Origin of the sequence: Staphylococcus gallinarum (assembly GCF_000875895.1) — a bacterium.
Lineage (GTDB): Bacteria > Bacillota > Bacilli > Staphylococcales > Staphylococcaceae > Staphylococcus > Staphylococcus gallinarum.
Map to the genome: position 1 here is coordinate 26,302 of NZ_JXCF01000020.1, position 18,974 is coordinate 45,275.

The window sequence follows — 18,974 nt, forward strand, 5'->3', positions numbered from 1 at the left end:
GAGCGTAATATTTTAGAATGTACATGGGGTGTACTAATTTAAAAGTTGCCCTTTTCGTAAAAAATAATAAAAGACTTTGTATATCCAATATAGACTACCCTCGATATTGGGTATCATTTTGCCCTTATGGTACATGGGGTGTACATTTTTAGAAAAGGAAGGTTCAAAATATGTTCAATGAGTTCAAATTTATATTTAGAAATAAGATGTTGATCGTCTCTCTTGTTTCAATTGCATTGGTATCATTATTATATGTTGCCTTTTTTGTTGGTTCAATTTGGGACCCATACGATAAGACTGACCAGTTGAAAATATCTGTAGTCAATCATGATGAATCAGCAAAGATGAATGGTAAAAAGATTACAGTGGGCGATGATTTAGTCGACAAACTTAAAGATAATGATAAGTTTAAGTTCCAAGAAGTTTCTGAAGAAAAAGCACAGAATGAATTAAATAAAGGTAAAAGTGCTGGGACAATCATTATTCCTAAAAATGCTTCTCATAATACAACAACATTATTAGATAAGCATCCTAAGAAAATTAAATTAGAGACACAAGTTAACCCTGGTTCAAGTTATACTGAGAGTCAAACTGCACAAAAAGCACTTGATAAAGTTACAACAACATTGAAAGATGATATTCGTTCAAAATATCTAAATCAATTATTTGCAGGTACTAAAAAATCACAGTCTGGTTATCAAGATACTTCTGATGCATTAGGCAAAATGTCAAATGCAGAATCACAATTAATTAGTGGTAATCAACAAGTAACAGATGGCTTAAAACAATTAGAACCAGCTGTAGGTCAACCAGCACAACAGTTAGAATCTGGTAACCAACAAGTAACAGATGGTTTAAATCAATTAAAATCAAACAATGATCAATTAAAACAACAAATTGACAATTCAATTTCACAACAAGAAGATAAATCATTCGAAAGTAAAAATGAAAAAGCTTTAAATAAAGTGACAAAAATTGATGAAAACAACCCTACAGAAGCGGATAAATACGGTGAAACAATCGTGCCATATATGGCGAGCGTAAGTTTATTCGTTGTGGCAGTTTCGTTTAGTGCAATTTATCCATTACGCAAAACTTTAAGTCGTGATATATCATCATTTAAACAAGCAATAGGTAAATTGTTATTGTATATCGTACAAGGTTCATTAGCAGCGCTATTTATGAGCTGTTGGGTTATCTTCGTTTTCGATATGTCTATAGATAATATCGGCCAATTCTTGATAACAGGAATTTTATGGGCGATTGCAGCAATAACAATTACGACATTCCTAGGCTTGTTCTTAGACAGAATTGGTCTGTTCTTATCAATGATACTGTTGATATTACAATTGAGTGCGAGTGAAGGTATGTTCCCAATTGAAATGTCAGCTAAATTCTTTAGATGGATTCATCCATTCTCACCTATGACTTATGCTATCCAAGGATATAGAGAAGCAATCTTTACAAATGCTGGTCACTTCAACTTTAGCTTTGTAATTGGTGTATTAGTTGGTATTATCGTAGTAATGATGATATTGCAATATTTAATTCTATTATGGTTTAATAAACGAGATAGACTACCATTTTCAATGCAATTTAAATAAGCATTGGATTTAAGGGGAGAAATAAATGGAACATGTTGATAGCAAGATTGAAGAAGCTATAACAAAATTTCAAATAGTGATGTTGAGACTGAATAAAGAGATTATTGAGGTAGTGAAGGAAACGGGTGTAAGTAACTTGCTTTCTAGGGAACAAATTGAAGCGATGAGAATTATTCAAACAGAAGGTAAAGTTACAATTAACGAACTTGCGACGTTGCAGAATATATTTAAGACGGCGGCTTCAAAACGTATTGGGAAATTAGAAGAAATGGGCTATGTTCAACGTGCATATTCTGACAATAAGCGAATCAAATTAATTCAATTAAGTGATGAAGGTGCGGAATTTTTACAAGAGGCAACTACACAGATGACTAAAGCTGTAAAGGAACGTATCGGTGACAAATTCACATTAGAAGAGGTAGAACACTTTGTCGATCAATTATATATGATCGAGAATGCATTCAGTGAGCGTAAGCGTAAAGCATAGTAAATCAAACATTTTTAAGACAAGCTATGGAGCAATTTATGATGATAGATTGCTCCATAGCTATTTTTATAATCATAATTATAGATGTTGAGTATGATGAGCGTGACGTTAGAAGGAGTAAAATGCGTGTCGAGACCAAGAAGCTATCCATCACCTAGATGAGCGAGTAAAGCAATACGCAACTTAAATATACAAAAAATAGATGCAATGATGTCTTTAATTACTTAATAAATAGTAAGTAATTACGTATTATCGGAGATGTGAAATAGACTTCTAGTTTAGAGATTAGTATACTTGAATTAAAGCGTTTTGAATTTTAAATAGCTTATAATTTTGCATTATGTCTTTTTTTGAAATAATTAAATATGGATGTAGGAGGTACTTTATAATGAAACGAACTGCAGAAAAAATACTCGCTTGGATTGGAGTTGCTTTACAAATTATTGGCGTTATATTTATCGGATTTATGTTCCCTTTAATCGGTACTGATGACTTTAAACAATCTGCAATTAACGCAATGCAACAAGAAGATCCAACGATTACAACGACAAATGCCAATGATGGTATGAATATGTTAGTAGGCATGTTAGGAATCGGTTTAATTTATGCCATTGTAGTGTTAATCATTGCTTTGATTGGTGCAATCTTAATTGGTAAGAAACCTAAAGCAGCAGCAATTTTATTAATTATTGCGGGGGTTCTATCGCTATTAGGAAATTGGATAAACGCAATTTTATGGATTGTTGCCGCAATTATGCTATTAGTTAAAAAGCCTAAACAACCGAATCACTATAATCACACAGCAACAACAGAAGATAATAGTGATTTGTCATCTTTTGAGTCTCTTAATAAAAAAGATTCAGATAATGACTACAAATATTAAAGTGTTTATTTAGCACAATAGTATTATCAAACGTTAAACAGAATCAGTCGCGTTTAACGACTCATATCAAGTGACTTAAAGTTATTAAATGGGCTATGATTAACTTATTCATTGTGGTATTACTCAATGAAACCGTGGGGGAGCAAAATGAAAAAGATGACATTTCGGTCGTGTATTGTAACTGACTGTAGCGTCACTTTTATATTGATCATTACACAGTTTTAAATGAGGTGAGACAAATGATGGTATTAGTAATGCTATCACCCCTTCTAGTAGTTGGTTTTATAGTGATGGCAATTTTAGAAGAGAAAAAAAGAAACCGTAAGAAATAATTTATGGTAAATATATAAATGAAATGCTGCATTTAGAAACTGATATCAGTTTTTTAGATGCAGTTTTTTTATTGATTATACTGTTACTTAGTACATCTATTATTTTGACAGTAATCACCAAGCTTATAATAAATTAAAGGTTAACTAATGCAACTTGATGGTTATCATGAGGAGGTAACACTGAGGGTTGTCTAACGTGAGACATGCGAGATGCTCAATAAATGTTGCTATATCAATGTTTTAGAGTTATGAGAAATGAATGATAATGTCGATGCATTATTTAGTAAATGTTTTACATGAAACATTTTTCAAATTATTGAGAAGTAGTATGTATATATTAATTGGTTTTGTCCGGTCAAATTTATGGTTATTAGGTTCCCTTTTTATTACAAACGTAACTATCTCATGTATAATTTTAAGCAAAGGGGGTTATGTTGTGAGTGAAATGTTATATATTTTAGAAACGGTATTATTGCCTATTTTTATTATGATAATTTTAGGATTTATACTGCAGCATAAATTTGATTTAGATTTAAACACTTTAGCAAAGTTAAATATTTATGTCTTTGTACCTGGATTTATTTTTGTTAAATTCTATAAGACCCATTTTGCTTTGAGTTTATTATTTTACATAGTTGTATTTTTTGTATTATACATAATTGTTTTATATATCATTGGGCGATTACTTGCTAAATTTTCAAAAGGTGACAAAGGGGAAGTAACTACTTTGACTAACAGTGTGCTCTTTTTTAATTCTGGAAATTATGGTGTCCCGGTAAATGATCTTGTATTTAAAGGGGATCCATTAGCAATGTCTGTTCAGGTATTGGTGTTATCCATGCAAAATATCTTTACCTTTTCATACGGTGTGTTCGCAATTCAATCATTGCGTATCGGAAAGTTAAAGGCATTATTGGGTTACTTTAAAATGCCTGTACTTTATGCCTTATTATTGGCAATCATCTTGAATTATACACATGTTCCCATCCCTAAATTTATCTGGACACCTGCAAATTACGTGGCAGACGCTATGATCGCGATTGCTTTGTTGATGTTAGGTGCACAAATTGCGAGAATTAAATTTAGCTTTAAATGGTCTGCAGCATATGCCTTTATTTTTGTAAGACTAGTAATTGGACCAATTATTGCCTGGGGAATTATTGAATTGATGGGACTTGAGGGTGTGATTGCTCAAGCGTTATTCATCACTTCTGCGATGCCAACGTCTGTCAATAGTTCTGTGATTGCCCAAGAATATGATAATCACCCAGAGTTAGCAGCTGAAATTGTCTTTTTATCCACGTTATTAAGTTCTGTGACAGTTGTTGTGGTCATCTACTGCTCAAAGTTATTATTTTAAACCGAATTAATGAACTCATATGCAGTGAATTTATGCTGAATATGCAGTGTTCAAGAAATACTTAAGCATAATCTAACATAGGAATATGTACGAAAAAATGGAGTAGTATCAGTAAATCGATTTGTCCAATCGACATCTGTACTGCTCCATTTCTTTATATCTAAAGCATATGTTTAAGTACAACTTTAGATATTATATTAAAATGCTATAAATTTAAAATTCTACAACAGAATATTGCTTTAATACTTTTTTGAATGGACTTGGTTCACTTTCGCCGCTTTTAATTTTTTTATTCATTTCTTTATGTTCTTCGACGTGTTCAGGTCTTGCTACCCAAGTTTGGAAATCTTTTTTCTCTTGCCACTTACTAACAATGACATATTCAACTTCATCAGCCTTTGATTTCGTCCACACTTCAGCATCAATGAGCCCTTTAACGTTGTCGTTTAATTCAGCTAAATTCTTTTTGGCTTTATTGTATAATCTATCTTCATTTTCTTTATTTGTAGAAAATGCGACTTCTGTAATAAACATGTATTTCCTCCTAAAGTTAAATATTTATTAATGCTAGCACTTTTAAATTTTTTTCTCTAGTAATTTTAATTGAATTTGATTTTTTATTTAAACGTGTTATAAATATGTCGTATAAAAAATTAAAACGTATAACATGCTATTTTTATCAAAAAAATACTTTGAAAAGGGACGATGCGCATGATTGATGCAGTATTAGGAATTGATATAGGCACTGGTTCTGTAAAGGTTATAGCTGTAAGTAGGCAAGGAAAGGTCATACAAACTGTGAGCGAACATTTAAAAATGATTCAACCTCAAGCAGGATATAATGAACAACGACCTGATGATTGGGTAAGTGCGACGATTCAGTGTATTAAAAAAATACTACAAGATCCGGAAATGGCGAATGTTAAGGTACATGGCATATCATTATCTGGTCAAATGCACAGTCTTGTAATACTTGATCAACACAATCAACCTATTCGTAATGCAATCTTATGGAACGATACTAGAACGACTGAACAATGCGTAGAAATAAGGCAGAAATTGGGGGACTATGTGTTAGAAAATCCTGTTTTAGAAGGGTTTACGTTAACGAAATTATTATGGATTAAAGCAAATGAACCTGAAAACTGGGCGCAAATTGCTACATTTTTATTACCCAAAGACTATGTTAGATATAAATTGACGGGCAATCTTCATATGGAGTATTCGGATGCATCGAGCACTTTGCTCTTAGATCCTGTGCTAGAAACGTGGTCGAAAGAATTGGCCACGCACTTTACTGTAGATCACATACTTCCGAACCTGGTGGCATCAGAGGATTTTGTTGGCTATGTAACTCCAGAATTAGCTCGGAAATTAGGGTTGAAAGAGGATGTAGCTGTCTTTGCTGGTGGAGGAGATAATGCTTGTGGTGCCTTAGGGGCAGGTGTTATCAAAGACGAACAAACACTATGTAGTATTGGAACTTCTGGTGTTGTATTAAGTTGTGATAGTAATGCAAAGACTCATTATCGACATAATTTGCATTTTTTCAAACATGTTATCCCTAATCAATCCTATGTGATGGGTGTCACACTTGCTGCGGGTGATAGTCTCAATTGGTTGCGTAGTAATATCTTGTCTGATGTATCATATGAGCAAATTTTTAAAGAGGCAAATGCATCGGATATAGGGAGTAATGGTTTGTTATTTGCGCCTTATTTATCAGGCGAACGGACACCCCATGGAGATTCGAGTATACGTGGTAGCTTTATCGGGCTCAGTGCATTGCACACTAGGGGTGATATGGCACGTGCAGTAATAGAGGGTATCACCTATTCCTTGTATGAGTCCATTTGCCTATTAAGAGCAAAGGGTAAGGCAATATCAGAGGTGGTGGCCATTGGTGGAGGCGCTAAAAATGATTTCTGGTTACAACTGCAAGCAGATATGTTTAATGCTAAGGTAAAGCGATTGAAGTATGAGGAAGGGCCATGTATGGGAGCGGCTATACTCGCGATTAAAGGTCTAAATTGGTATAACAATTTAGATGCTATCATGGAGTCATTTATCTGTTTTGAGCAAGTATTCTATCCGAATCAGAACAGCCACGAACAATATCAACAATACTTTGAGGTGTATAAAAAAATATATACACAAACGCGTGAATTGACTTCAAGTTTGTTGTCATTATCAAAAAAATAAAAATTTGTTGCTTGAAAATTAAATTTGAAAACTATAGCATAGAGTTAACTTATAATTTATCAAGTGAATTAAGTTGAACTTGAAAATAAATACATAATGAGTTAAGTTTAAATTAATTATATATGTCATTTACATGTGACGTATGCAAGTTTAAAATTTCATAGAAACCACTGGAAGTGCCTTTATTAAAGGCTGAGACCGATGTAGTGACATAGGGATTCCTTGAACCTGATCCAGTTTGTACTGGCGTAGGAAAGTGGCGTTATAAACAATTAGTATTCGTTCATTCAACGTTATTTTTCTACACAGAAAAATAACGTTTTTTTATTTATTAGAGGTGAAAGGCATGTTTGTAGCGATAACAGCAGATAAATATTTAGCAAGAAAGGATATAATGCATTATTTAGCTATTGAAGCACATATTGATTATTTGATTGTTAGAACTCCAATGTCATCAGACGAATTGGTTGATTGGATTAATATGTTGCTACAGTACCAATTTCCTAAAGAAAAAGTAATTATTCATGAAAATATAGATGTTTTAAATCGTTGTGCTTTAACCGCGATTCATTTTAAAGAATATAATAATCAAGATTTATTTTTTAAGCAGCGCTTTCCACATATTCAGGTGAGCAAGTCAACGCATCATAGTAGGATGGTTGCTGAGGCAGCGCAACGTGGTTTAGATTTTGTCTTGTTTAGTCATATCTTTGAAACGAAATCCAAGCCAGGCATAGCACCACGGACAACTGACGAAATTAATGCGGCATTGCAATATGATATTCCAGTGGTCGCGTTAGGTGGCATCAATCATCGAACAATTGCTCAATTGCCAAATGGCTTTGATGGTATTGCAGGCATCTCACTTTTTGAAAAAGATAATGTTGCACATTTAGATCAATTGAAGGAGGTGTGGCATGCATATGTATGATGTCATCATTATTGGTTCGGGTGTTATGGGCATGTCGGTAGCGAGAGCATTGAGTGAACATTCGGTCCATGTAGCTATAATTGATCGAGATATACCTGGCATGCATGCCTCGTATAAGGCTGGTGGGATGTTAGGTGCACAAAATGAATTTACTCAAGAATCAGCGCTCTATCATATCGCGCGTAAATCACAACAAATGTTTCCAACACTAGCAAGTGAATTATTGGATGAAGTCGCTTTAGATATTGAATATTTAAACAGTGGCTTAATTAAAATAAACGCCTCGAAAGCTGATGCGCATGACATTCAATTGCAGTATCAATTTTTAAAGCAATATAATGACCAGATTGAGTTGCTAACGGATTCAAGATTATGTGAATTGACCAACGATAAGGTTATGAACAATGGCAAACAGGCGATGTATATACCGGACGATCATCAAGTCAATGCTAATCGATATACGAAAGCACTGCTTGAGTCTATAAAAAGGCGGAACGTGGAACGTTGTTATCATACGGAAGTGCATCATATTGAATCACTTAAACAAGGTTACAAAGTGAAGACACAGAATGGTTCGTTTTATGGTAAAAAGGTTATCGTCGCTGGTGGTGCATGGAGTGGTAGGTTAGTGTCACCCCACTTACAATCGCATAATGTTACAGGTGTCAAAGGTGAAGCGTTACTCGTAGAACACCCAACATTGAATTTGAATACAACGTTATTTATGACGAATGGTTGCTATATCATTCCAAAGTTACAACACCGTTACATGATTGGTGCTACAAGTTACTTTGATGATTACTCTGTCGGAGTGTCGTCGGTAGGAAGAGATTGGCTCTTACATCAAGCATCGACTATTGTACCTCAATTAAAAGATAGTCAGATGCTACATGAATGGTCCGGAATACGACCTTATAGTAAAGAAGAACGTTCAGTTATGGATGAGGTGGCGCAAGATTTGTTTGTTATCACAGGGCATTATCGCAATGGAATCTTATTATCGCCATATATTGGTGCTTTGATGTGTGAATGGTTATTAACTGGGCAACGTCCAGAAGATTTACAAGATTTTAGAATTGAGAGGAGTGTTGACAATGCAATGCATTATTAACGGTGACAGCTTTAAATTTAGCAAAGAGTTAAATATTCAAGAATTGATTCAAGAAATGGGATTAGATGAAAATCGAATCATCGTTGAACACAATGAAGAATTGATTCAACGACAACAGTTTCCTGTTCAAGTGGTAAGAGATCAAGATTGTTTAGAATTATTAGAGTTTGTAGGAGGCGGATAAGATGATTGAAATTGGTAAATTTAAATTAAATTCGAGACTATTATTAGGTACTGGCAAATTTGAGAATGAGGATATACAACAACAAGCGATACAAGCATCAGAAACTGAGGTGTTAACATTTGCAGTACGTCGAATGAACCTTTATGACAAAGATTTACCTAACCCACTTGCTCAAGTGGATTTATCAAATTTTGTGACCTTCCCTAATACTGCAGGAGCAAAAACTGCACAAGAAGCGGTACGTATTGCTGAAATTGCGAATCATGCTGGTGTATGTGACATGATTAAAGTTGAGGTGATTGGAGATGATGAAACACTGTTACCTGATCCAATTGAGACTTATGAAGCTTGTAAGATATTATTGGAAAAAGGTTATACAGTATGCCCATATATTTCTAATGATGTCGTGTTAGCTAAACGATTAGAGGAATTAGGTGTCCATGCGATTATGCCGTTAGCTTCTCCAATAGGAACGGGTAGAGGCATTAACAACCCATTGAATTTAAGATATATAATAGAACGTACAAATGTACCGGTGATTGTAGATGCTGGGATTGGTTCTCCAAAAGATGCTTGTCATGCAATGGAACTAGGCGCTGATGCAATCTTATTAAATACGGCGATATCAAGTGCAGAAGACCCAGTTAAAATGGCAGAAGCGATGAAGTTAGGTATCAATGCGGGTAGATTGAGCTTTGAAGCTGGAAGAATCCCAGTGAAATATACAGCACAAGCATCTAGTCCGACTGAAGGAATTGGATTTTTATAATGAAAAGATACCAACGTCAAGCGATTTATGCACCATTTGGTAAACATGGGCAAAGTCGACTTGAAAACACTCATATCATGATACTTGGTGCAGGTGCGTTGGGGAGTCACTGTGCGGAAATATTAACTCGGATGGGTGCAGGCAGTCTAACCATCATTGATATGGATGTCGTTGAAACATCCAACCTACATCGTCAAGCGATATTTGATGAAATGGATGCTGAACAATTGCAACCAAAAGTAATTGCCCTTGAAAATAAATTAAAGTTGATTAATAGTAATGTGAAAATCACTGCGCTATATCAAGAGCTCACTAATAACAATATTGAAAATTTATTAAAGACGTATCAACCGGATATCGTAATTGATGGAATGGATAACTTTACAATGCGCTTTCTTATTAATGAAGCATGTCATAAATGCCAAATACCTTGGATATATGGAGCGGCAGTGGGAAGTAAAGGTTCAGTGTATGCCATTGACTATACGGGACCTTGCTTTAAATGTTTATTAGAGACCGTTCCTCAAACAGGAGAGAGTTGTGCAATCAATGGTGTATTGCCACCAGTTATTTATCAGGTTGCTAGTATGGAGGTTTCTGAACTATTGAGGTGGCTATCTGGTCATGGCTTTTCTAAAAAGTTAATCACGATGGATAGCTTTACTATTGATGTGAAGACATTAAATATTAGTGGGTTAAAGCAGCATCAGTGCCCAGTCTGTAAACGACAACACTATGAATATTTAAATCAGCCAAGGACCAAACACGTTGAAAAGCAATGTGGGAATACCTATCTATTGCGTTTCAACCCTTCAGTGTTTAATTATGCAACGCTCTTACCTACTACAATTGTTAAGCAAAATGACTTTGCTAAGTTGATGACCTATCAAGGTTATCAAATGACATTATTTAAAGATGGTAGAATGAACGTTTACGGCTTAGACGAAGAAGCGGATGCACAACAACTTTTCCTTACTTTGAATAAAAGCGTTAAATAATCTATTAAATGATTGTAATCAAAAAATCGAATAGGCATTAAACACTAAAAAGACTAAACTCTACTGCTAATTTCCTATTTTCTAACTTTATGTTTTATAACATAGAGATTAAAGTATGGGAGATTGATAGTACTCAAGTATTTATTTAAATATTGACCGTGAATAATAATTGAGTGCAATCGTAGTGACTTTGTAGATAACTTAGTCTTTTTTTATTATGTAAATAAAAGAAATTTGTCATTGCAACTAAAGTTCAATAATCCTTCATAAAGTTTTGGCAAATTTGTTAACAGCCCTAATCCAGTTTGAAAACACTATATATTGTGTTTTATATTTAACTAAGACACAACATATAGGAATGAGAGGGGATCAAATGAACAAACTTGAACAAGATTTAAAACGATTAATAACAAAGGACCCAACGGTCGTTAACGAAAATGCTAATAAAGATAGTGCAACATTTTCAACAATGAGAGATTTGACGGCAGGTGTAGTCTCTAAATCCTATGCCTTAAATTATTTATTACCTGAAAATGTGGCAACTGCACATAAAAAAGGGGAAATACATTTTCACGATTTAGATTATCATCCGTTTCAGCCATTAACAAACTGTTGTTTAATTGATGCTGAAAAAATGCTGTCAGAAGGCTTTCAAATCGGTAATGCTACTGTGACATCACCTAAATCTATACAGACTGCTTCGGCACAATTAGTGCAAATTATAGCAAATGTTTCGAGCAGTCAATATGGTGGATGTACGATTGATCGTGTAGATGAATTGTTAAGTCATTATGTTATTTTTAATGAGCAAAAGCACCGCGAAACAGCAGAAAAATTTGTTACAAAGGACAATATAGATACATATATCGACGAACAGATTACACGTGACATTAAAGACGCAATTGAAAGTTTAGAATATGAAATCAATACGCTATATACTTCAAATGGTCAGACACCATTTGTAACCTTAGGCTTTGGATTAGGAACAGATTGTTATAGCCGTAAGATTCAACAAGCGATCTTAAATACACGTATTAAAGGATTAGGGAAAAATAGAATTACTGCAATCTTCCCTAAATTAGTATTTTCTATTAAAAGAGGTGTCAATTTAGAGCAACAGGACCCAAATTATGATATTAAACAATTGGCATTAGAATGTTCGACAAAGCGTATGTACCCAGATATTTTAAATTATGATAAAACTGTGGAACTATTAGGTGATTTTAAAGCACCAATGGGTTGTCGTTCATTTTTACCATCTTGGAAAGATGAAAATGGTAACTTTGAAAATAACGGACGTTGTAATTTAGGGGTCGTAACATTGAATGTACCGCGTATTGCTATTGAGTCTAATGGTGATATCGAGACATTTTGGAAGATTTTCCATAAGCGTATGGAAATTATGCATGATGCATTAGTATATCGCATTGAAAGAATTAAACAAGCAACACCAGATAATGCACCAATTTTATATAAAAACGGTGCATTTAAATACAAATTAAATGATGAGGACACGGTATTTTCGATATTTAATAATAAGCGTGCAACTTTATCTATGGGCTATATTGGTCTTTACGAGGCGGCTACAGTATTTTATGGACCGAATTGGGAAACACAATCTAAAGCAAAGGCATTTACCTTAGATATATTAAAAGCAATGAAGTCATATCAATTAAAATGGACTGAAACTTACGATATATGGTTTAGTATCTATAGTACACCGAGTGAATCGCTTACAGATAGATTCTGTCGTTTAGATCAAGAAATATTTGGTGACATCCCAGATATTACAGATAAAGGTTATTATACAAATTCATTCCACTATGACGTGCGTAAAGATGTGAGTCCATTTGAGAAAATTGATTTTGAACAAGACTATCCAGTTTATGCAAGCGGTGGTTATATCCATTACTGTGAATATCCAAAATTAAATCACAATTTAAAGGCATTAGAATCTGTATGGGATTATGCATACGATAAAGTAAGTTATCTGGGTACTAATATACCGATTGACCATTGTCATGAATGTGATTTTAAAGGTGACTTTAAAACAACAGAAAAAGGATATCAGTGTCCAGAATGTGGTAACGATAATCCAAAAACTGTAGATGTCGTAAAACGTACTTGTGGTTATTTGGGCAATCCAGTGCAACGACCAACAATTGAAGGACGTCATAAGGAAATTTGTGCACGTGTTAAACATTTGAAAGATAAGACAGTATGACAATCTTAGATTTGATCAACGGACAAGGTTATATTGCAAGAATAGAATCACAAAGTTTCGTTGACGGTGAGGGTGTGCGATGTAGTATTTATGTTTCAGGTTGTCCATTTGCCTGTAAAGGATGTTACAACAAGGCGGCTCAAAATTTTAGATACGGTGAAAGGTTTAATGAGGAAGTCCTAGAGGAAATATTAGAAAATTGTGCTCCAGATTATATAGATGGTTTGAGTATATTAGGTGGTGAGCCATTTTGTAATTTGGATACAACATTGCGTTGTGTGCGTGCATTTCGCCAACGTTTTGGTAACAGTAAGACAATTTGGGTTTGGAGTGGTTTCTTATTTGAGTATTTAGCAAGTGGAAATTCCGAGAGACGTGCATTTTTAGAATTAATAGATGTATTGGTAGATGGCCCATTTATGGCGCATCTTTATCGTTCAAACCTACCTTATAAAGGGTCACTTAATCAACGGATCATTGATGTACAAGCATCATTAACTAATCAACACCTGTGTGAATATATAACAACCTAATAACAATGTAATTATAATGAATTGAATCGCTAATATAACGCGTTAATGAAGTGTTTAGCTTTAACATGAATACAAAAAACTGTCGTCAAATCATTGACGACAGTTTTTTTATGCTGCTTAATCGAGCGTTGTTTATTTGCTTAAATGCTTTTTAACTTCTGGTATAATTTTATCTCCGATGAGTTCGATATTTTTCATGATTTTATCGAATGGGACACCACCAAAATCAATCTGTGCCATAAAGCGTTGATGTTGATAAAGTTCATGTTGATAAAGTATCTTTTCGATAATTTGCTGTGGGCTACCAACCATTAATGCATCTCTATAATCTGGTGCCTGTTCAAACTGTTGTCTTGGATAACCTTGACCACGAATAAATGAAATACCGACATTTAAATGTGGATAATATTCATTTAATGCTGCTTGAGTTGTTTCGGCAGTGTAGAATAAACTCGCAGTAGCCACTGGTAACTTTGTTGGCGCAATATCATGACCGCTTTCTTCAGCAGCTGTACGGTAAGCATCTATTGAATCTTTAAATACTTCTGCAGGACCGCCTAATGTTGTAATCATCATTGGAATACCTTGGTGACCGGCTTTAATTGCGCTTGCTTGACCACCACCGACAGCACGCCAAATTGGTAATGTATTATCGATTGGACGTGGGAATATCTTCATATTATTTAAATTAGGTCTGAATTTTCCTGACCAAGTTATACGTTCAGATTCATTTAATTGACGCAATAATGCGAGTTTCTCTTCATATAATTCATCATAATCATTAATATCAAGGCCAAACAATTCGAATAATCCAGTACGTGATGCACGACCTGCTACTATTTCTGCACGGCCATGTGAAATTAAATCAAGCGTTGCGAAATCTTCAAAGACTCTGACAGGGTCTGCTGCACTAATAATGGATGATGAGCTTGAAATTTTAATATTTTCAGTAGCTTGGGCAATAGCACCTAAGACAACACTGTGCGCTTGTGTTGTGAAATGTTCTTGGTGACTTTCGCCTACTGCAAACACATCCAATCCAGCTTGATCTGCTAACTTACTGGCTTCGATTAATTCTTTAATACGCTGTTCGTAACTTACTTTTGTGCCGTTATGTGGATTTAATAAGTGATCTCCCAAAGAATAAAGTCCAAATTCAAGTGGTGTGTGTTTATTCATTTCTAATTGTGCCATTATAGGTGCCTCCTTATTTTATAATTCGTGCAAATTTGCTTCTATTTCACTGCGTTGATCTTCCATAAAATCAGGTAAATTTAAATGTTTACCTAAATCTTCAGGTTTAGTATCTACTGTGAACCCAGGATCTTCTGTAGCAAATTCAAATAGAATACGATTATGTCTATAATATAATGATTTAAAGAAATAGCGGTCAATAATACCTGAATTAGGTTTTGAATGTTGATTGATTGTCTCTAATACTGCATTTAAGTCGTCATCTTGCGGCGTAGTTACTGCAATATGGTGTACATATCCTTGACCAGGACGCGCACGTTCACCTTGTTGTTCTATAATAACGAAATCTGTGTACAGTCCTGCGTCATCTAAAGTCATAACAGTCATATGTGCATCATTACCAATTGTGCGGTGATGATAATTTAAGTCTTGCGCTAAAAATTCAATCGTCGGTTTACTATCTCTAACCCTTAATTCGACTGGACCCATTCCAAGTATTTGATGGTGTGATGGCACATCTGTGTAAGGATTTCTACGCCACATTGTTGGGAGGGCATAGTCGTCATTTACTAACAAAATTAAATTTAAACCATCAGGATCTTTGAAATTAATTGCAGGTTGAGATAAATAAGTGATTGCTTCCCAGTGGACGTCATTATCATCTAAGCGAGCTTTGTAATAATCTAAAGCAGCTTGATCAGGTATAAGTAGAGACAAACGATAGATTGAGTCAGTACCAGGACGATTTTGTCCAATATTAGGAATTTCAAAGAAACTTAGTAATGTTCCCGGCGCTCCTAATTCATCGCCGAAGAATAAATGATACATCGTTGGATTATCTTGGTTAACGGATTTTTCTACTAATCGTAATCCGAGTATTTGAGTATAAAAGTCTTTATTGATTTGTGCATTTTTTGTATACATTGAAATATGATGATGACCTGTTACATGCATTTGAAAGCCCCCTAAAATTCAACTAATTAAAATGATTTAATTGCCAATTACCTTATTTAAGAAAAACAAAACATTTTTGATATAAAAAGTATACTTGATACATATAATATACTATCGATTTGTATAAAATGCAACACCTGTTGTTTATTGCTATAAAAATAGCACCACATCATCGATATATGGGTGCTACTGTTATAATTATTCTGATTGTTTGAAATCTAAATAGAATAAACTAAACTCTAAATCTTTCTTCAAATGATCCTCCAATAAAGAAACTGCTAGTTCAATGTCTCTGTTGAAAAGGGCATCTACAATTGCACGGTGTTCTTCTATTAGTCCTGGTCGTCGTTTGTTAATTACAGTTTGACTAAAGAGGTAAATAAAACTTTTATATTTTTGATAGGTATCTAATATAAATTGGTTATGTGTAGCATGCATAATTTTTTGATGAAACTTATCATTAATGTCGATAATTTTACTTTCTGCTTCATGCTCTATATCAATATCAGTATAACTCCGCAATTCAGCTAAATCGCTAGTAGTATAGACAATAGCTGCTTTTCTTAATGCATGACTTTCCAACAAGATGCGCATTTCAAATATTTGTCTGTATTCTTCTGTTGTAGGAATAAAAATATATGAGTTTTTAATAAAATATTCCAACTCTAATTGTTTTAATGCTTCTCTAACCGGAGTACGACTCACATTATACTTTTTTGCAAGTTTGGCTTCCGTTATTTTTTCATTTTTACTTAATTCACCTGAAATAATGTCATTTCTAATCTTTTCATAAATAGATAATTCATTTGTATTCAATTGATTCACCTCATCATTCATAGTGTACTATAAAAAATTATGGATTAAAATGTATACATTTTATGGATTTTGGTATACACTAACAACTGTAAGCGATTTCAGAAAGGGTGTTCAATCATGAAAGTAGGCTTTATAGGATTAGGAATTATGGGGAAACCCATGGTTAAAAATTTACTAAAATCAAATGTCACAGTATTTGTGAATGATGTAAATAAAGAATCAGAACAAGAAGTAGCAAAGCTCGGTGCCAAACCAGTATCTTTAGCAAGCATGGCCAGTGAAGTGGAACATATCATAACCTCACTACCTAATGGTGCTATCGTAAAGGCTGTGTTATATAGTGGAGAATCAGCATTGTTGAACTATGATGTTACTCATGTGCAATCAATTATTGATACGAGTTCATTAACACCGAATGAATCTTTAGAAATTAGTAAAGTACTTGAGCATAAACAAATTAAATATATTGACGCTCCTGTTAGTGGAGGTGAACCTTTAGCGATAAGTGGTGAACTATCCGTGATGATTGGATGTGATCCTGATGATGTAGCAACTACTCAGCAAGTTTTAGCGCCTATTGCTGCATCCGTAATACGTGTTGGAGATGTCGGTTCTGGTAGTGTCGTAAAATTGGCAAATCAAATCATCGTAAATACAAATATAGCGGCATTGTCAGAAGCAGTAGTGTTAGCTAAACGTTTCGATATTGATTTAGAGCGTATGCACGAAGCAATCAAAGGTGGACTAGCAGGTTCAAGTGTCATGGAAGCAAAGTTTCCTAAGATGATTGCAGAGGATTATCAACCAGGTGGTACATTGAATATTAATCTAAAAGATATGAAAAACGTGACATCGACAGCAGACACAGTTGGTCTTACCCTACCATTAACAAATCAAGTTAAAGAAATCTATAAATCTGAAGTTGCACATGGTAATGGTCTTAACGATCATTCAGGCATCATAAAATATTTTGAAAAAATAAATCATATGTAGGTGAAATGATGTTAACTAATGAACAAATAAACACAACTTTAAATGACCCTATAGACAAAGGATTAATCAATTTCAAATATAAGATTATTGTACTAGATGATGACCCTACAGGAACACAAACGGTTAAAGATTTACCCGTCTATACAGAGTGGTCACAAGAATTGATAGAAGATGGATTCAAACAAGATAATGCAATGTTCTATATATTAACAAATTCAAGAGCTTTAAATGAAGCACAGACGATTGAATTACATCAACAAATTAGCAAAAATATCGAAGCTGTTTCGCAAAAGCTAGACCATCCCTATATCGTGGTGAGTAGAGGTGACTCTACTTTACGTGGTCATTTTTATCTAGAACCTAAGGTGTTAAGTGAAGCGATGGATCAACAATTTGATGCAGTGTTTTACTTACCTGAATTCTTTGAGGGCAATCGCTTTACATATCATGGTACCCATTACCTAAAGGAAGGAGAGCAATACATCCCTGTTGCGCAAAGTGAGTTTGCAACTGATACTACATTCGGGTATACAGCAACAACAATGGCGGACTTCATTGAAGAGCAGAGTTTAGGTGAAATAGCAGCAAAGGACGTATACCATATTGATTTGGATACGATACGACAACGTGATCAAGCTACGATATGGAATGTATTTGACTCAGTTGCTCATTTCGATGCAGTCGTCGTAGATGCTTTGAATGATGAAGATATGGATTACTTTGTCAGTTGTTTAACGGCTTATCTAACTGAACATAATAAGCAATTTATGTTTAGAACTGCGGCATCATTTGTTAAATCAATGTGCCAAACACCAGGTGAAATCATTAATCTCAATGAACATAGTACGAATGATCATGGTGGTATTATTATCGTTGGCTCCCATGTGAAGAAGACTTCTGCACAATTAAGTCATTTAATAGAACATGCAGCGATTAGCAGTATTGAATTTGATGTAACACAAGTAACGAACGATAAATTGTCAGATTATATTCAGCAACAAGTAAATCAAGTAGAAAATTTGATAAAGCAAGGACATGATGTAGTCATCTACACCTCGAGAGATGTCATCAAAACAGAAGATCTTAACAATAATTTGAGTATATCGACAAATATTTCTAATGCACTCGTGGCAATTATTCAAGGATTGACTATACAGCCTCGCTTTATCATTGCTAAAGGCGGTATTACTTCTAGTGATGTGGCGACAAAAGGTTTGAACATTAAGAAGGCTAAAGTAATAGGGCAAATTACACAAGGTGTACCAGTTTGGTTGACTGGTGACGAAGCGAAATACAGTCATATGCCGTATGTTATTTTCCCGGGAAATATTGGCGAGGAAAGTACTTTGACAGAAGTTTATCATATTAATTCAAAAGATAGAGAGAAATAGAAAGTAGG

At 34.3% G+C, this 18,974-nt stretch carries 18 protein-coding genes, 1 pseudogene and 1 riboswitch; of the genes and pseudogenes, 15 read left to right on the forward strand and 4 right to left on the reverse strand.

From position 1 onward, the window contains the following. The first annotated feature begins 170 nt into the window (after positions 1-170). The 5 genes and pseudogenes from SH09_RS10335 (at position 171) to SH09_RS10350 (ending at position 4,666) form a co-directional block, all read left to right on the forward strand. Entirely contained in the window at positions 171-1,604 is a 1,434-nt protein-coding gene (locus SH09_RS10335; protein ID WP_042739570.1) for a YhgE/Pip family protein, read from the forward strand. A gap of 25 nt (positions 1,605-1,629) precedes the next feature. Next, entirely contained in the window at positions 1,630-2,091 is a 462-nt protein-coding gene (locus tag SH09_RS10340) for a MarR family winged helix-turn-helix transcriptional regulator (protein WP_042739571.1), read from the forward strand. 388 nt (positions 2,092-2,479) lie between these two features. Then, positions 2,480-2,974, forward strand: a complete 495-nt coding sequence (locus SH09_RS10345; protein WP_052495435.1) for a DUF4064 domain-containing protein — start codon at positions 2,480-2,482, stop codon at positions 2,972-2,974. A gap of 242 nt (positions 2,975-3,216) precedes the next feature. After that, positions 3,217-3,303, forward strand: a pseudogene (locus tag SH09_RS17020) (hypothetical protein); the annotation flags it as partial. A gap of 439 nt (positions 3,304-3,742) precedes the next feature. After that, positions 3,743-4,666 (forward strand): AEC family transporter, encoded by a 924-nt coding sequence (locus SH09_RS10350; protein WP_042739572.1) that lies wholly within the window; start codon positions 3,743-3,745, stop codon positions 4,664-4,666. Positions 4,667-4,879: 213 nt separating this feature from the next. Here SH09_RS10350 and SH09_RS10355 read toward each other — a convergent pair whose 3' ends face one another. After that, positions 4,880-5,200 (reverse strand): antibiotic biosynthesis monooxygenase family protein, encoded by a 321-nt coding sequence (locus SH09_RS10355; RefSeq protein WP_042739573.1) that lies wholly within the window; start codon positions 5,198-5,200, stop codon positions 4,880-4,882. A gap of 177 nt (positions 5,201-5,377) precedes the next feature. Between SH09_RS10355 and xylB the strand changes: the two genes are divergently transcribed. The 8 genes from xylB to nrdG all read left to right on the forward strand — a co-directional run bounded on the left by xylB (position 5,378) and on the right by nrdG (position 13,618). Next, positions 5,378-6,868, forward strand: a complete 1,491-nt coding sequence (xylB, locus tag SH09_RS10360) for a xylulokinase (RefSeq protein ID WP_042739574.1) — start codon at positions 5,378-5,380, stop codon at positions 6,866-6,868. Positions 6,869-7,030: 162 nt separating this feature from the next. Then, positions 7,031-7,140: riboswitch (TPP riboswitch) on the forward strand. A 74-nt stretch (positions 7,141-7,214) separates the two neighbouring features. Beyond that, on the forward strand, positions 7,215-7,799 hold the full coding sequence (locus SH09_RS10365) for a thiamine phosphate synthase (RefSeq protein ID WP_042739575.1): 585 nt from the start codon (positions 7,215-7,217) through the stop codon (positions 7,797-7,799). Beyond that, entirely contained in the window at positions 7,792-8,910 is a 1,119-nt protein-coding gene (locus SH09_RS10370) for an NAD(P)/FAD-dependent oxidoreductase (protein ID WP_042739616.1), read from the forward strand. The genes SH09_RS10365 and SH09_RS10370 overlap by 8 nt, the downstream gene beginning before the upstream one ends. Then, positions 8,894-9,094 (forward strand): sulfur carrier protein ThiS, encoded by a 201-nt coding sequence (gene thiS, locus SH09_RS10375; protein ID WP_042739576.1) that lies wholly within the window; start codon positions 8,894-8,896, stop codon positions 9,092-9,094. The genes SH09_RS10370 and thiS overlap by 17 nt, the downstream gene beginning before the upstream one ends. Before the next feature lies 1 nt (position 9,095). Further along, on the forward strand, positions 9,096-9,863 hold the full coding sequence (locus tag SH09_RS10380; RefSeq protein ID WP_042739577.1) for a thiazole synthase: 768 nt from the start codon (positions 9,096-9,098) through the stop codon (positions 9,861-9,863). After that, positions 9,863-10,861 (forward strand): ThiF family adenylyltransferase, encoded by a 999-nt coding sequence (locus tag SH09_RS10385; protein WP_042739578.1) that lies wholly within the window; start codon positions 9,863-9,865, stop codon positions 10,859-10,861. The genes SH09_RS10380 and SH09_RS10385 overlap by 1 nt, the downstream gene beginning before the upstream one ends. Positions 10,862-11,144: 283 nt before the next feature. Then, the gene (nrdD, locus tag SH09_RS10390; protein ID WP_257211179.1) at positions 11,145-13,085 is read left to right on the forward strand and encodes an anaerobic ribonucleoside-triphosphate reductase; all 1,941 of its coding nucleotides are present in this window, start codon (positions 11,145-11,147) and stop codon (positions 13,083-13,085) included. Continuing rightward, entirely contained in the window at positions 13,082-13,618 is a 537-nt protein-coding gene (gene nrdG, locus SH09_RS10395; RefSeq protein ID WP_042739580.1) for an anaerobic ribonucleoside-triphosphate reductase activating protein, read from the forward strand. Before nrdD ends, nrdG begins: the two co-directional genes overlap by 4 nt. A 132-nt stretch (positions 13,619-13,750) precedes the next feature. Here nrdG and SH09_RS10400 read toward each other — a convergent pair whose 3' ends face one another. From SH09_RS10400 to SH09_RS10410, 3 genes are all read right to left on the reverse strand, one after another. Beyond that, positions 13,751-14,812: an LLM class flavin-dependent oxidoreductase gene (locus SH09_RS10400; RefSeq protein ID WP_042739581.1), complete on the reverse strand. Its 1,062-nt coding sequence runs from the start codon at positions 14,810-14,812 to the stop codon at positions 13,751-13,753. 18 nt (positions 14,813-14,830) lie between these two features. Beyond that, on the reverse strand, positions 14,831-15,766 hold the full coding sequence (locus SH09_RS10405; protein ID WP_042739582.1) for a VOC family protein: 936 nt from the start codon (positions 15,764-15,766) through the stop codon (positions 14,831-14,833). 198 nt (positions 15,767-15,964) lie between these two features. Continuing rightward, a complete protein-coding gene (locus SH09_RS10410; RefSeq protein WP_261793622.1) occupies positions 15,965-16,591 on the reverse strand; it encodes a GntR family transcriptional regulator in 627 nt (208 codons plus the stop codon). Between the two features lie 108 nt (positions 16,592-16,699). Between SH09_RS10410 and SH09_RS10415 the strand changes: the two genes are divergently transcribed. Both SH09_RS10415 and SH09_RS10420 read left to right on the forward strand, forming a co-directional pair. Next, entirely contained in the window at positions 16,700-17,575 is an 876-nt protein-coding gene (locus SH09_RS10415) for an NAD(P)-binding domain-containing protein (protein WP_042739584.1), read from the forward strand. Positions 17,576-17,583: 8 nt separating this feature from the next. Beyond that, positions 17,584-18,966: a four-carbon acid sugar kinase family protein gene (locus SH09_RS10420; protein ID WP_042739585.1), complete on the forward strand. Its 1,383-nt coding sequence runs from the start codon at positions 17,584-17,586 to the stop codon at positions 18,964-18,966. The last annotated feature ends 8 nt before the right edge of the window (positions 18,967-18,974 follow it).

What these genes read in the sequence shown, in the direction of transcription:
- SH09_RS10335 (WP_042739570.1), top strand. Translation starts at nt 171, where the DNA reads ATGTTCAATGAGTTCAAATTTATATTTAGAAATAAGATGTTGATCGTC.
- SH09_RS10340 (WP_042739571.1), top strand. Translation starts at nt 1,630, where the DNA reads ATGGAACATGTTGATAGCAAGATTGAAGAAGCTATAACAAAATTTCAA.
- SH09_RS10345 (WP_052495435.1), top strand. Translation starts at nt 2,480, where the DNA reads ATGAAACGAACTGCAGAAAAAATACTCGCTTGGATTGGAGTTGCTTTA.
- SH09_RS10355 (WP_042739573.1), bottom strand. Translation starts at nt 5,200, where the DNA reads ATGTTTATTACAGAAGTCGCATTTTCTACAAATAAAGAAAATGAAGAT.
- xylB (WP_042739574.1), top strand. Translation starts at nt 5,378, where the DNA reads ATGATTGATGCAGTATTAGGAATTGATATAGGCACTGGTTCTGTAAAG.
- SH09_RS10365 (WP_042739575.1), top strand. Translation starts at nt 7,215, where the DNA reads ATGTTTGTAGCGATAACAGCAGATAAATATTTAGCAAGAAAGGATATA.
- SH09_RS10370 (WP_042739616.1), top strand. Translation starts at nt 7,792, where the DNA reads ATGTATGATGTCATCATTATTGGTTCGGGTGTTATGGGCATGTCGGTA.
- thiS (WP_042739576.1), top strand. Translation starts at nt 8,894, where the DNA reads ATGCAATGCATTATTAACGGTGACAGCTTTAAATTTAGCAAAGAGTTA.
- SH09_RS10380 (WP_042739577.1), top strand. Translation starts at nt 9,096, where the DNA reads ATGATTGAAATTGGTAAATTTAAATTAAATTCGAGACTATTATTAGGT.
- SH09_RS10385 (WP_042739578.1), top strand. Translation starts at nt 9,863, where the DNA reads ATGAAAAGATACCAACGTCAAGCGATTTATGCACCATTTGGTAAACAT.
- nrdG (WP_042739580.1), top strand. Translation starts at nt 13,082, where the DNA reads ATGACAATCTTAGATTTGATCAACGGACAAGGTTATATTGCAAGAATA.
- SH09_RS10400 (WP_042739581.1), bottom strand. Translation starts at nt 14,812, where the DNA reads ATGGCACAATTAGAAATGAATAAACACACACCACTTGAATTTGGACTT.
- SH09_RS10405 (WP_042739582.1), bottom strand. Translation starts at nt 15,766, where the DNA reads ATGCATGTAACAGGTCATCATCATATTTCAATGTATACAAAAAATGCA.
- SH09_RS10415 (WP_042739584.1), top strand. Translation starts at nt 16,700, where the DNA reads ATGAAAGTAGGCTTTATAGGATTAGGAATTATGGGGAAACCCATGGTT.
- SH09_RS10420 (WP_042739585.1), top strand. Translation starts at nt 17,584, where the DNA reads ATGTTAACTAATGAACAAATAAACACAACTTTAAATGACCCTATAGAC.